We start from the raw sequence: 12,315 nt of genomic DNA on the forward strand, positions 1-12,315 counted from the left end.
TCTAGTGCGGCGCCCGAAACACCGACGCCGGCGCAGCCTTGACCCCACCGGCGCGATCGGTTCGGCCTCTCAGCGCCGCAAGACGGGTACGCTCGACCGCCCATGCCGTCGCCGCACCCCGCCCCTGCCCCCGTCCCCGCCACCGGTCTCGTGCTGACCGGCGGCGGTGCGCGCGCCGCCTACCAGGTCGGCGTGCTCCAGGCCCTGGCCAAGCTTCGCCGCGCCGCCGGAGAACCCGCAAGGCGAAATCCGTTCCCGATCATCACCGGCACTTCGGCCGGGGCGATCAACGCGGCCGCACTGGCCTGCGGCACCGACGACTTCGACGCCACGGTTCGCAGGATCGCGCAGGTGTGGTCCCGGCTCGAGCCGGGGCAGATCTACCGCGCCGACGCCTTGACGGCGCTGCGCAGCGATGCGCCCTGGGCCCGCCTGCTGTCGGCCGGCTGGCTGATCGCCCGCTGGCGGCGCAGCGGCCTGCGCTCCCTGCTCGACAACACGCCGCTGCGCCAGCTGCTCGAACAGCTGGTGCCGCTGGACCGGCTCGCCGGCCTGATGTCGCAGGGCCATCTCGATGCGCTCGCGGTCACGGCATCGAGCTACGGCTCGGGCGAGCACGTGACCTTCTATCAGGCCGGCCCGCAGCAGCAGCCATGGGTCCGGTCCAGGCGACTGGCCACGGCGGTACGCATCGGGCACGACCATCTGCTCGCGTCATCGGCGATTCCATTCATCTTCCCGGCCAAGGCACTGGACGTCGACGGCCACATCGAATACTTCGGCGACGGCTCGATGCGCCAGTCGGCACCGCTGGCCGCGGCCATCCACCTGGGTGCGCAGCGCATCCTGGCGATCGGCGCCGGCCGCGTCATGGAGCCGACCCACGCGGTGGCGCCCAATGCCCTGAGCGGCTACCCGTCGCTGGCCCAGATCGCCGGCCATGCGCTGTCGAGCATCTTCCTCGATGCGCTGACCGCCGACGTGGAGCGCCTGCGCCGCATCAACGCGACGCTGGCCCTGGTTCCGCCGCAGGCGCGCCATGCCACTGCGCTGCGGCACGTGGAGCTGCTGCTGATCGCCCCCTCCGAGCGCATCGACGTGATCGCGGCGCGGCACGCCCACGCGCTGCCGGCGGCCGTGCGCAGCCTGCTGGGCGAGCCCGCGGTACCCGCGGAAACTGCCGAAATCAAGGGCGCCGCGCTGGCGAGCTACCTGCTCTTCGAATCGGCCTTCACGCGGGAGCTGATGGCGCTCGGGCGTGCGGACACGCTGAAGCAGCGCGAGGCGGTGTGCCAGTTCTTCGGCTGGGGCGGCCGGGGTCGGGCCTGAGGCAGGAGGTCTTCGCGGGCGGCTCAGGACGCACCATCGAAGCGCTTCACCATGCGAACGGCATCCTCCACGTCCTCGTAGTAGCCCGGACTCGTGCCCGCTTCGACAAAGCCGTGGCGCAGGTAGAAGGACTTCGCGGCCACGTTCCCGGCCCTGGCCTCCAGGCGCACGGCCCGGATGCCGGCCACGCCCGCCGTCGCCTCCAGCCACGCCAGCAAGGCGGAGCCCACGCCTTTTCGCCGCTCGGTTCCCCGAACCGCGAAGAGCGCGATGTGGGCCTCGTTGTCCCCGTACTGCATGATCGCAAAGCCCAGCAAGGCGCCCCGGCTTCGGGCGACCACGACATTGGTCGCCTCGTCGCGGATGCTGCGACGAACGCGCCACTCGGTCCAGCGCCACGAAAGACCACGTTCGATCGAGTCACGCGAGAGTTGCGCGATCTCCAGCGCATCGGACGGCTGGGCAAGGGTGATTTCGTACGCGGTGATCACTGGGAACTCGGGGCGGCAGCGAGACTATAGCCCTGCCAACTAAAATGCGGCTCCTTCCGCTGGCCGCATTCGGTTCCAGCCCGTTTCCTCTCCCCGAAAGCGCACCCCGCGATGTCCCAGCGCAAGATCTTCGTCACCACCGCCCTGCCCTACGCCAACGGCAAGTTCCACGTCGGCCACATCATGGAGTACATCCAGGCCGACATCTGGGTGCGCTTCCAGCGCATGCAGGGCCACATGGTGCACTTCGTGGGTGCCGACGACGCGCACGGCGCGCCGATCATGATCGCGGCCGAGAAGGCCGGCAAGACACCGCAGCAGTTCGTCGGCGAGATCGCCGCCGGCCGCAAGGAATACCTCGACGGTTTCCACATCCGATTCGACAACTGGCACTCGACCGACAGCGCCGAAAACACCGAACTCGCCCAGGGCATCTACAGGAAGCTCAAGGCGGGCGGGATGATCGCCAGCCGCACCATCGAGCAGTTCTACGACCCGGTCAAGGGCATGTTCCTGCCCGACCGCTACATCAAGGGCGAATGCCCGGTGTGCCACGCCAAGGACCAGTACGGCGACGCCTGCGAGGTGTGCAGCAGCGTCTATTCGCCGACCGAGCTGATCAACCCTTACTCGACGCTCACCGGGGCCACGCCCGAGCTGCGCAGCTCCGAGCATTTCTTCTTCAAGCTGTCCGACCCCAAGGTGGTCGACTTCCTCAAGGCCTGGACGCAGGACGGCAAGCTGCAGCCCGAGATGGCGAAGAAGGCCAGCGAATGGTTCGAGGCCGGCATGGCCGACTGGGACATCTCGCGCGAGGCGCCCTACTTCGGCATCGAGATCCCCGATGCGCCGGGCAAGTACTTCTATGTGTGGCTCGACGCGCCGGTGGGCTACCTCGCGAGCCTGAAGAACCACTTCGACAAAGGCCAGGCCGCGAACCACTGGCACGAGTCCTCGCGCACCGCGCAAAGCTTCGATGACTTCGTCGCCGACCCGACCGTGGAGCAGGTGCATTTCATCGGCAAGGACATCGTCTACTTCCACACGCTGTTCTGGCCAGCGATGCTGCAGTTCAGCGGCCGCAAGACGCCGAGCCAGGTCAACGTGCACGGCTTCATCACGGTCTCGGGCGAGAAGATGAGCAAGAGCCGCGGCACCGGCATCGACCCGCTCAAGTACCTGTCGATCGGCATGAACCCCGAATGGCTGCGCTACTACATCGCGGCCAAGCTCAACGCCAAGGTGGAGGACGTCGACTTCAACCCCGACGACTTCATCGCCCGCGTCAACGCCGACCTGATCGGCAAGTACATCAACATCGCGAGCCGCGCCGCGGGCTTCGTCGCCAAGCGTTTCGGCGGCAAGCTGGGCACGGTGTCGGCCGACGGCGCGGCCCTGCTGGCCACGCTGCAGGCCGCGTCGGCGCCGATGCAGGCGCTCTACGACGGCCGCGACTACGCCCGCGCCCTGCGCGAGATCATGGGCCTGGCCGACAAGGTCAACGAGTACGTCGACCAGAACAAGCCCTGGGAACTGGCCAAGAAAGAAGGCATGGACGCCCGCCTGCACGATGTCTGCACGACGTGCATCGAGGCTTTCCGCCTGCTCACGATCTACCTCAAGCCGGTGCTGCCGGCGCTGGCGGCCGAGGTCGAGGCCTTCCTCGCCAGCGGGCCGCTGCTGTTCGCCGACGCCGGCAAGCTGCTGGGCACGGGCCACGCCATCAAGGACTACAAGCACCTGATGCAGCGGGTCGACGCCAAGCAGCTCGACCAGCTGTTCGAAGCCCCGGTGTCCGAAGCCGCGGCACCGGCCGAGAAAACCGGCCTGCTCCCCGGCGGCGAAGGCATCGCCCCGACCATCACCATCGACGACTTCGCGAAGATCGACCTGCGGATCGCGAAGATCGTCGCCTGCCAGAAAGTCGAAGGCTCGACCAAGCTGCTGCACCTGACGCTGGATGCCGGCGAAGGCCGCACGCGCAACGTCTTCTCCGGCATCGCCTCGGCCTACCAGCCCGAGCAGCTGGTCGGCAAGCTCACGGTGCTGGTCGCCAACCTGGCGCCGCGCAAGATGAAGTTCGGCATCTCCGAGGGCATGGTGCTGGCCGCCAGCCATGCCGACGAGAAGGCGAACCCGGGCATCCACGTGCTGGAGCCGTGGCCGGGGGCGACCCCTGGAATGCGGGTGCGCTGAGGGCGGATGCGATGAAAGCCCGCTTCGCCCTGCTTCTTGCACTGGCCCTCTGCGCGGCGCTCCCCGGCTGCGCCGTCGTGAGCGTCGCCAGCACCGCGGTCAGCGTCGGCGCCGGTGCGGTAGGGCTCGCGGCCGACGCCGCCATCGGGACCGTGCGCATCACGGGCAAGGCGGTCGGCGCCGCCGCCGACGCGGTGCTGCCCGGCGACTCCGACTGACCGGCCGATCTGGCGCCCACAATGACGCCATGACCTCGCACCTGAAGCTCGCGCTCTTCCGACCCCGACTGATCGACGCGTTGGCCGGGTACGACAAGGAGCGCTTCCTCAAGGACGTCGGCGCCGGCGTCACGGTGGGCATCGTCGCCCTGCCGCTGGCGATGGCCTTCGCGATCGCCTCCGGCCTCAAGCCCGAGGCCGGCATCTGGACCGCCATCATCGCCGGCTTCCTGATCTCGGCCCTCGGCGGTTCGGCGGTGCAGATCGGCGGCCCGGCCGGGGCCTACATCGTGGTCGTCTACGGCATCGTCGAGCGCTACGGCGTCGCCAACCTGCTGATCGCCACCGCCTGCGCCGGCGTGCTGCTGTTCCTGATGGGCCTGTTCCGCCTCGGCACGCTGGTGCGCTACGTGCCGCTGTCGATCGTGGTCGGCTTCACCAACGGCATCGCGGCGCTGATCCTGATCTCGCAGCTGAAGGACTGGCTCGGGCTCGCGATCCCGAAGATGCCGGCCGACATGTTCTCGCAGCTCCACACGCTGGCCACGAACCTCGGCAGCCTCAACCCGCACGCCTTCGCGCTCGGCATGGCCTGCCTGCTGGGCCTCGCCGCCTGGCCGCAACTGCTGGTGGCCGGCAGCTGGATCGGCCGCACGGTACACCGCGTGCTGGGCCGCGTGGCCCACTCGCGCGCCGCGCGGGCCGGTTCGCGAATGCCGGGGCCGATCGTCGCGATGGTCACCCTCACCCTGGTGTCCTGGGGCTTCAGCTTTCCGGTGGAAACCATCGGCACCCGTTTCGGCGGTATCCCCGAGGGCCTGCCGGCCTTCGCGCTGCCCGCGTTCTCGTGGGAGACGGTCAAGCAGCTGGTGACGCCCACCCTCACGATCGCCGCGCTCGGCGCGATCGAGTCGCTGCTGTGCGCCCGTGTGGCCGACCAGGTCGGCGGCCTGCCGCGCCACGACCCGAACCAGGAACTGATGGCCCAGGGCATCGCCAACACGGTGGCGCCCTTCTTCGCCGGCATGCCGGCCACCGGCACCATCGCCCGCACCGTGACCAACGTGCGGGCCGGCGCCAGTTCGCCGATCGCCGGCATCGTCCACGCGCTGACGCTGGGTCTGGTGGTGCTGCTGGCCGCACCGCTGGCCCGGCACGTGCCGCTGGCGGTGCTGGCGGGCATCCTCATCTTCGTCGCCTGGAACATGGGGGAATGGCGCCAGTTCTCGCCGCGCATGCTGCGTCGCTTCAGCCGTCACTATCGGCTGCTGATGCTGGGCACCTTCTTCCTGACGGTGGTGTTCGACCTTACTGTGGYGGTCGAAGTGGGGATCGTGGGGGCCTGCACGCTCTTCGTCTGGCGCATGAGCCAACTCTTCAGCGTCGAGCTGGCGTCGCTCGAGCCGCCGGTGCTGACCTACAGGCTGCAGGGCGCGCTGTTCTTCGGCGCCGCGGCCAAGCTCGATCCGGTGGTGGCGGCGGTCGAGCGCGCACCGCGCGGCATGACGGTGGTGCTCGACGCGATGCAGCTGTTCTCGATCGACGCCACCGGCATGGACGCGCTGCGCCAGCTGCACAAGGCGGTGCGCGAGCGCGGCGGGGTGCTGCGGGTCGAATCGCTGCAGGCCCAGCCGCGCGAGGCCTTCGAGCGCTCGGGATTCGCAGCCGAGATGGCGGGCGGCGTCGCCGATCCCACCGGGCACGGCCACTGAGCTTGCCGAGCGCCGACCCTTCAGTTCTGCGCGAAGCAGTAGAGCAGGCCCGCGCCGCCGACCTTCTTGAGCGCATCCGGGCTGCAGCCCGGGGTGCCATGCGAGGAGTTCCAGGACATCGACGCTGGCGGGGCGTTGGTGCCCATGCGGTTGTGATGGCCGACGATCGCCGAGCCGTCGCCGCTCTGGGTCCAGTTGCCGCAGGTCGTGTCCTTGCCGTCGCTCATGGCCCGGCCGTCGGGTGACGAGCCGGTCAGGATGTCATGCTGGTTGACGGGATCGCCGGTCGCAGGGACGACGTCGCCCTTTTCGGTCAGCGCCGTCTGCTTGTTGATCTTGTTGTCGCCGTGCAGTTCTTCGACGTTGCTGGCGATCAGCTCGCCCTTGACGTTGTACCAGGGCCCGCTGCCGATCCGGTCGCGCGCATTCACCGCCGGGCTGGTGGCCGTCGCGGTGGTGCTCAGGTAGGCGCGCCAGGTGCGGCCGCCGGCGCCGACGCTGGCCGCCAGGCTCTGGCAGCGGCGGTCGGCACCCGCCAGGCCGCCGAAGTCGGCGCCCTTGCCGGGATTCACGCTGGTGATGAAGAAGCTCATCTTGCTCTGCGGCTTGGAGGGCCCGCTGCCGGTGCAGGCCGCCACGATCAAGGCGGCTGCGGTGGCGGCAAGGACCATCGAGTATCGACGCGTCATCGGCATGTCTCCTGGGTTGTTATTGGGAGCTGCCACGCTAGCGCATGCAGAGGCCGGCTTCAATGCGGATTCCACCCGGTAAAATCGCCACCAAAGGTCCTATTGCCATGTCCATCTTCGCCCGCCCCCACTACACGTCCGAAATCACCAGCTTCATCGAGCAGATGAAGGAGCAGAAGCCGACGCTGGAGGCCGAGCAGCGCGCCGGCCGCGCCCTGCTCTGGGACAAGCACCTCGACCGCAGCCTGCTCGAGGAATACAGCGAAGCCAAGGTCCCGCAGCAGCCCTACGTCTACCAGACCCGCGTGAAGTAAGTGGTCATCCGGGCCGTTCCGGGTTCCGGCGCCCGTCGCCAGGGCGATGGCAGCGCATCGGAGGACACCGTCCGCTCGGCGCCGGACGAGGTGATCGCGGACGACGGCGCGGCCGTGGTCGCCGCGATGCCCGAGGTCATCGACCAGGTGGCGCTGGCCCGGCTCTACGGCGAGCCGCTGTTCGCGCTGCCGAACGACCTGTACATCCCGCCAGAGGCGCTGCAGGTCTTCCTCGAAGCCTTCGAAGGCCCGCTGGACCTGCTGCTCTACCTGATCCGCAAGCAGAACTTCAACATCCTCGACATCCCGATGGCGGGGCTGACGCGGCAGTACCTGAGCTACGTCGACGAGATCCGCCAGACCAATCTCGAACTGGCGGCCGAATACCTGCTGATGGCCGCGATGCTGATCGAGATCAAGTCGCGCATGCTGCTGCCGCCGAAAAAATCGGCCGAGGGCGAGGAAGTCGAAGATCCGCGCGCCGAGCTCGTGCGCCGCCTGCTCGAGTACGAGCAGACCAAGCTGCAGGCCGCCACGCTGAGCGCCATGCCGCAGGCCGGACGCGATTTCTGGAAGGCCCAGGTCTACATCGAGCAGTCGCTCAAGCCACGCTTCCCGGACATGAACGTGGTCGACCTGCGGGAAGCCTGGGCCGACATCCTGAAGCGCGCCAAGCTCGTGCAGCACCACAAGATCTCGCGCGAGGAGCTCAGCGTGCGCGAGCACATGAGCATCGTGCTGCGGCACCTGCAGGGACGTCAGTTCGTCGAGTTCGAGAAGCTGTTCGACGTCTCGCGCGGCGCACCGGTGCTGATCGTCACCTTCATCGCGATGCTCGAGCTGGCCAAGGAAACCCTGATCGACATCACGCAGGCCGAAGCCTTCGCACCTATCTACGTACGGCTGGCGTACACGCCGGCCTGAGCCCCGCGTGTCCCGCCGCCTCGCGGAGCGACCGGACTCCGATGAGCTTCCCGGCTCGGCAGCACGGCCGATCGACAACCTCGAAATCGACACCTGAACCCGATGAGCTACAGCGTCAAGGAAATCTTCTACACCCTGCAGGGCGAAGGCGGCCAGGCCGGCATGCCGGCCGTGTTCTGCCGCTTTGCCGGCTGCAACCTGTGGAGCGGCCGCGAGAGCGATCGCGCCAGCGCCGTCTGCCGCTTCTGCGACACCGATTTCGTCGGCACCGACGGCACGCTGGGCGGCAAGTTCGCGAGCGCCGAGTCGCTGGCCGACACCATCGCCGCGCAATGGCCGGCCGATGACACCGCGCATCGGCTGGTCGTGCTGACCGGCGGCGAGCCGCTGCTGCAGGTCGATGCCGCACTGATCGCCGTACTGCATGCGCGCAGCTTCCGCATCGCGGTGGAAAGCAACGGCACCGTGGCGGCACCCGAGGGCATCGACTGGCTTTGCATCAGCCCGAAGGCGGGCGCGCCCTGGCTGCAGCGCTCGGGCCAGGAACTCAAGGTGGTATGGCCGCAGCCCGGCCTGGACCTCGACGCGCTGCAGGCCGGCAGCCACTTCGCACACCACTTTCTGCAGCCGATGGACGGCCCCGCGCAGGCCGACCACATCGCGCTGTGTATCGACACCTGCATGCGCCGCCCCGGCTGGCGCCTGAGCCTGCAGACTCACAAGCTGACCGGCATCCGCTGACCTCGGAACATGACGACCCTCGCGATGAACCTTCGACGATTCACCGTCAGCCAGCGCTTCTTCTTCGACGCCGCCCACACGCTCGAGCGTGCCATCGAGACCGAAGCCAGCCGCCGCATCCACGGCCACACCTACCGCGCGGAAGTCGCGGTCAGCGGCCCGCGCGATGCCCGGACCGGCATGGTCGTCGACCTCGGCCTGCTGCGCCGGCGACTGGACGCGCTGCGCGAACGGCTCGACCACCACCTGCTCGACGAAGTGCCCGGACTGGGCACGCCGACGCTGGAAAACCTCTGCGTGTTCATCGCCGACGCCCTCGCCGACATGCAGCCGGCGCCCTCGCGCGTGCGGGTCTGGCGCGAGGCACTGGGCGACGAATGCGTGCTGGATCTGGCGCCGCGCGCTTGAGCGCCAAGGCCGGTGTCCCGAAGCCGGCGGTTCAGGTTCAGGCCGACTCGACGCCGGGCTCCCGCCCCATCAAATCCGCGACCGCCTGCGCAGCCTGTACGCGGCCGTCCAGCACGGCCACCACGCTGCCGGAAATCGGCATCTCGACGCCCATATGGCGCGCACGCTGCACCACCGCCCTCGCGCAGTAGACGCCTTCGGCCACATGCCCGAGCGACTCGACCGCCTGCGACAGCGTCCGGCCCTGCGCCAGCAGCAATCCGACCTTGCGGTTGCGCGACAGGTCGCCGGTCGCGGTGAGCACCAGGTCGCCGAGCCCCGACAGGCCCATGAAGGTCTCGGCCCTGGCGCCGAGGGCGACACCGAAGCGCGTCATCTCGGCCAGGCCGCGCGTGATCAGCGCGGCCCGCGCATTGAGGCCGAGGTCGAGCCCGTCGGCCAGTCCGGTCGCGATCGCGAGCACGTTCTTGACCGCGCCGCCGACTTCGACGCCGACGATGTCCTCGTTCGCGTAGACACGCAGGGTCGGCCCATGGAAAGCCCCGACCAGCGCCTCTCGCACGGCGGCCGAGGGACTGGCCGCAACCAGCGCGGTAGGCCGGCCCTGTGCCACTTCCTGCGCAAAACTCGGGCCGCTCAGTACGCCGGCCGTGAGGCCGGGTGCCACACGCGCCTGGATCTCATGGGCCAGCAGCCCCACCTCGGCGGAGCCGGCCTGCGCCGGCTCGACACCCTTGGAGAGCCATGCCACCGGACAGCCGACATGGCGCAGCAGGCCGAGTTGCTCGCGCAGCGCCGACATCGGCGTCGCCACGATCACGAGCTCGGCGTCCGCGAACGCGGACGATGCCTCGCCGCCGCGCACATTCAGCGTCGTGGGGAATCCGATGCCGGGGAGATAGCGCGCGTTTTCGCGCGCCGACGACATGGCCTGGACCTGGGCGGCATCGCGCGCCCACAGCGTCACCGCATGGCGGCCGGCGGCATTGATCGCCAGCGCCGTGCCCCAGGCACCGGCGCCGAGCACGCAGATCTTCATCGGCGAAAGGGCCGCTCTCGGCAGATTTACTGCGTGACGATCGGCGAAGCCTGGCCGGCGGCCTGGGCTTGCTGCTGCTCGAACATCGCCTGGAAGTTGATCTCGGCCAGGTGCACCGGCGGGAAGCCGCCGCGCTGGATCACGTCGGCCACGTTGCCGCGCAGGTAGGGGTAGACGATCTGCGGGCAGGCGATGCCGAGGATCGGGCCCATCTGGTCTTCCGGCAGGTTGCGGATCTCGAAGATGCCGGCCTGCTTGGCCTCGACCAGGAACACGGTCTTGTCGTTGATCTTGGTCTGCACGGTGGCCGACACGGTGATCTCGAAGATGCCGTCGGTCACCGGCTGGGCGTCGACGCCGAGCTGGATGTCGACGGTCGGCTGTTCCTGTTCGAGCAGGATGGCCGGCGAATTGGGTTGCTCGAGCGACAGATCCTTCAGGTAGACGCGCTGGATCTGGAAAACGGGGTCTTGTGCTTGCTGGTCGGCCATGGCTCTAACTTTCGGGAAATCAAAACAATGCCCGCCCGGGAGCTCCCGGAGCGGGCTGCTGGAGGTAGCCGGCCATTATGGCCCGGCGGAAGACCCCCCACGCGGTGCACTTCGCGTCGTCGCTGCGCCCCGAGGGCGGCGCAGTCGGCCTTGGGGCGGCCCGGCGTCGGGCTCAGGCGCCGTGCAGCAACGACGTCAGTCCACCCCGTCCGTCGAGCGCGATCAGGTCGTCGCAGCCGCCGACGTGGGTCTCGCCGATGAAGATCTGCGGCACCGTGCGACGGCGCGTGAGGTCCATCATCGCGGCCCGTGCCTGCGGGTCGCTGTCGATGCGGATCTCTTCGATCTGTTCGACGCCCTTGGACTTGAGGATTTGCTTCGCGCGAATGCAGTAGGGGCAAACGGCGGTGGTGTACATCTTGACGGCTTGCATCGCGACTATTTCGTGGGGTTTCAGGCCTTTTCAAGCGGCAGATTAGCGTCTTTCCAGGATTTGAGTCCGCCGGCCACTGCTTGGGCCTGCTCGTAGCCGAGCTTCCTGGCCGTGGCGACCGCGCGCTGTGCCCGTGCCCCACTGGCGCAGATAAGCAACAACGGCAACGACTTGTTCTTCACGGCGGTCGGCAGCTTCTGCTCGAGTTGGGCCAGCGGCACGTTCTTGGCGCCCGTCACGTGACCGGCGGCGAATTCCTCGGGCTCGCGGACGTCGACCACCACCGCGCGCTCACGGTTGATCAGTTGCACCGCCCCCTGCGCCGAGAGCGAGCCGGCGTTCGCGCCGCGCACCATCGGCCATGCCAGCATGCCGCCCGAACTGAGCGCAATCAGGATCAGCATCCAGTTGTCGATGATGAATTTCACGGTATTCCTTGAGTGGCAAACCCCGGATTTTAGAATGTCGGCTTTCCGCACGCGTTCCCAAAGGCCTCTCCCATGCACAAACTGGTACTGATCCGCCACGGCGAATCGACCTGGAATCTCGAAAACCGCTTCACCGGCTGGACCGATGTCGACCTGACGCCGACCGGCGTCGAGCAGGCCAAGCAGGCCGGCCGGCTGCTGAGGGCCGAGGGCTACGACTTCGACGTCGCCTACACCAGCGTGCTCAAGCGCGCCACCCGCACGCTCTGGCACACGCTCGACGAACTCGACCGCACCTGGCTGCCGGTGGTCCATTCCTGGCGCCTCAACGAGCGGCACTACGGCGGCCTGCAGGGTCTCAACAAGGCCGAGACGGCCAAGAAGTACGGTGACGAGCAGGTGCTGGTCTGGCGCCGCAGCTACGGCACGCCGCCGCCGCCGCTCGAGCCGAACGATCCGCGCAGCGAGCGCGGCGACGTCCGCTACGCCAAGCTGGCGCCCGAGCAGGTGCCCCTGACCGAATGCCTGAAGGACACGGTCGCCCGGGTGCTGCCGTTCTGGAACGAATCGATGGCGCCGGCGGTCCGCGCCGGCCGCCGGCTGCTGGTGGCCGCGCACGGCAATTCCATCCGCGCGCTGGTGAAGTACCTCGACGGCATTTCCGACGACGCCATCGTGGGCCTGAACATTCCGAACGGGATCCCACTGGTGTACGAGCTCGACGACGAGCTCAAGCCGCTGCGCCACTACTATCTCGGCGACGCCGACGCCGCCGAGAAGGCGGTGGCCGCGGTGGCTTCCCAGGGCAAGGCGTAACAGAAATTCTCAATTTGTTCGGCTGGGTGAGGAACCGCGGCCGGCAACTTGCTTCCAAGCTGTGTATATTGGGCTGACAGGCGACA

15 protein-coding genes are annotated in these 12,315 nt (G+C 68.5%); 9 read left to right on the top strand and 6 right to left on the bottom strand.

Annotated features, from left to right (window positions below; translation table 11 throughout):
- The first annotated feature begins 102 nt into the window (after positions 1-102).
- Positions 103-1,329, top strand: coding sequence for a patatin-like phospholipase family protein (locus AC1D2E_RS12415; protein ID WP_478197685.1), 1,227 nt, complete (start codon positions 103-105; stop codon positions 1,327-1,329).
- A 23-nt stretch (positions 1,330-1,352) separates the two neighbouring features.
- Here the strand turns inward: AC1D2E_RS12415 and AC1D2E_RS12420 are convergent, their stop codons facing one another.
- Positions 1,353-1,820: a GNAT family N-acetyltransferase gene (locus tag AC1D2E_RS12420; RefSeq protein ID WP_478172060.1), complete on the bottom strand. Its 468-nt coding sequence runs from the start codon at positions 1,818-1,820 to the stop codon at positions 1,353-1,355.
- 111 nt (positions 1,821-1,931) lie between these two features.
- On the opposite strand from AC1D2E_RS12420, the gene metG reads away from it, so the two are divergent.
- The 3 genes from metG to AC1D2E_RS12435 are packed head-to-tail and all read left to right on the top strand — an operon-like array spanning position 1,932 to position 5,946.
- Positions 1,932-4,016 carry a methionine--tRNA ligase gene (gene metG, locus AC1D2E_RS12425; RefSeq protein ID WP_478197686.1) on the top strand — a complete coding sequence of 695 codons (2,085 nt, stop codon included), beginning with the start codon at positions 1,932-1,934 and terminating at the stop codon, positions 4,014-4,016.
- An 11-nt stretch (positions 4,017-4,027) separates the two neighbouring features.
- A complete protein-coding gene (locus AC1D2E_RS12430; protein WP_478197687.1) occupies positions 4,028-4,234 on the top strand; it encodes a hypothetical protein in 207 nt (68 codons plus the stop codon).
- Between the two features lie 29 nt (positions 4,235-4,263).
- The gene (locus AC1D2E_RS12435; protein WP_478197688.1) at positions 4,264-5,946 is read left to right on the top strand and encodes a SulP family inorganic anion transporter; all 1,683 of its coding nucleotides are present in this window, start codon (positions 4,264-4,266) and stop codon (positions 5,944-5,946) included.
- Positions 5,947-5,966: 20 nt separating this feature from the next.
- Here the strand turns inward: AC1D2E_RS12435 and AC1D2E_RS12440 are convergent, their stop codons facing one another.
- Positions 5,967-6,635 (bottom strand): hypothetical protein, encoded by a 669-nt coding sequence (locus tag AC1D2E_RS12440; protein ID WP_478197689.1) that lies wholly within the window; start codon positions 6,633-6,635, stop codon positions 5,967-5,969.
- Positions 6,636-6,742: 107 nt separating this feature from the next.
- On the opposite strand from AC1D2E_RS12440, the gene AC1D2E_RS12445 reads away from it, so the two are divergent.
- The 4 genes from AC1D2E_RS12445 to AC1D2E_RS12460 all read left to right on the top strand — a co-directional run bounded on the left by AC1D2E_RS12445 (position 6,743) and on the right by AC1D2E_RS12460 (position 9,022).
- The gene (locus AC1D2E_RS12445) at positions 6,743-6,949 is read left to right on the top strand and encodes a DUF3460 family protein (RefSeq protein ID WP_478197690.1); all 207 of its coding nucleotides are present in this window, start codon (positions 6,743-6,745) and stop codon (positions 6,947-6,949) included.
- A gap of 126 nt (positions 6,950-7,075) precedes the next feature.
- Positions 7,076-7,873: a segregation and condensation protein A gene (locus AC1D2E_RS12450; RefSeq protein ID WP_478172242.1), complete on the top strand. Its 798-nt coding sequence runs from the start codon at positions 7,076-7,078 to the stop codon at positions 7,871-7,873.
- Between the two features lie 102 nt (positions 7,874-7,975).
- Positions 7,976-8,614, top strand: coding sequence for a 7-carboxy-7-deazaguanine synthase (gene queE / locus AC1D2E_RS12455; protein ID WP_478197691.1), 639 nt, complete (start codon positions 7,976-7,978; stop codon positions 8,612-8,614).
- Positions 8,615-8,623: 9 nt separating this feature from the next.
- Positions 8,624-9,022: a 6-pyruvoyl trahydropterin synthase family protein gene (locus tag AC1D2E_RS12460; RefSeq protein WP_478197692.1), complete on the top strand. Its 399-nt coding sequence runs from the start codon at positions 8,624-8,626 to the stop codon at positions 9,020-9,022.
- Positions 9,023-9,059: 37 nt separating this feature from the next.
- Here the strand turns inward: AC1D2E_RS12460 and AC1D2E_RS12465 are convergent, their stop codons facing one another.
- The 4 genes from AC1D2E_RS12465 to AC1D2E_RS12480 form a co-directional block, all read right to left on the bottom strand.
- Complete coding sequence (locus tag AC1D2E_RS12465; protein ID WP_478197693.1) at positions 9,060-10,061, bottom strand: NAD(P)H-dependent glycerol-3-phosphate dehydrogenase; 1,002 nt, start codon at positions 10,059-10,061, stop codon at positions 9,060-9,062.
- A gap of 26 nt (positions 10,062-10,087) precedes the next feature.
- Positions 10,088-10,552, bottom strand: coding sequence for a protein-export chaperone SecB (secB, locus tag AC1D2E_RS12470; protein ID WP_478090814.1), 465 nt, complete (start codon positions 10,550-10,552; stop codon positions 10,088-10,090).
- Between the two features lie 172 nt (positions 10,553-10,724).
- Positions 10,725-10,985: a glutaredoxin 3 gene (gene grxC, locus AC1D2E_RS12475; RefSeq protein WP_478197694.1), complete on the bottom strand. Its 261-nt coding sequence runs from the start codon at positions 10,983-10,985 to the stop codon at positions 10,725-10,727.
- 20 nt (positions 10,986-11,005) lie between these two features.
- Positions 11,006-11,413: a rhodanese-like domain-containing protein gene (locus AC1D2E_RS12480; RefSeq protein ID WP_478172050.1), complete on the bottom strand. Its 408-nt coding sequence runs from the start codon at positions 11,411-11,413 to the stop codon at positions 11,006-11,008.
- Positions 11,414-11,485: 72 nt separating this feature from the next.
- Here AC1D2E_RS12480 and gpmA point away from each other — a divergent pair, with 72 nt between their 5' ends.
- Positions 11,486-12,229: a 2,3-diphosphoglycerate-dependent phosphoglycerate mutase gene (gene gpmA, locus AC1D2E_RS12485; RefSeq protein WP_478172049.1), complete on the top strand. Its 744-nt coding sequence runs from the start codon at positions 11,486-11,488 to the stop codon at positions 12,227-12,229.
- Positions 12,230-12,315 lie beyond the last annotated feature (86 nt).

Source organism: Variovorax sp. P1_H2, assembly GCF_056405295.1.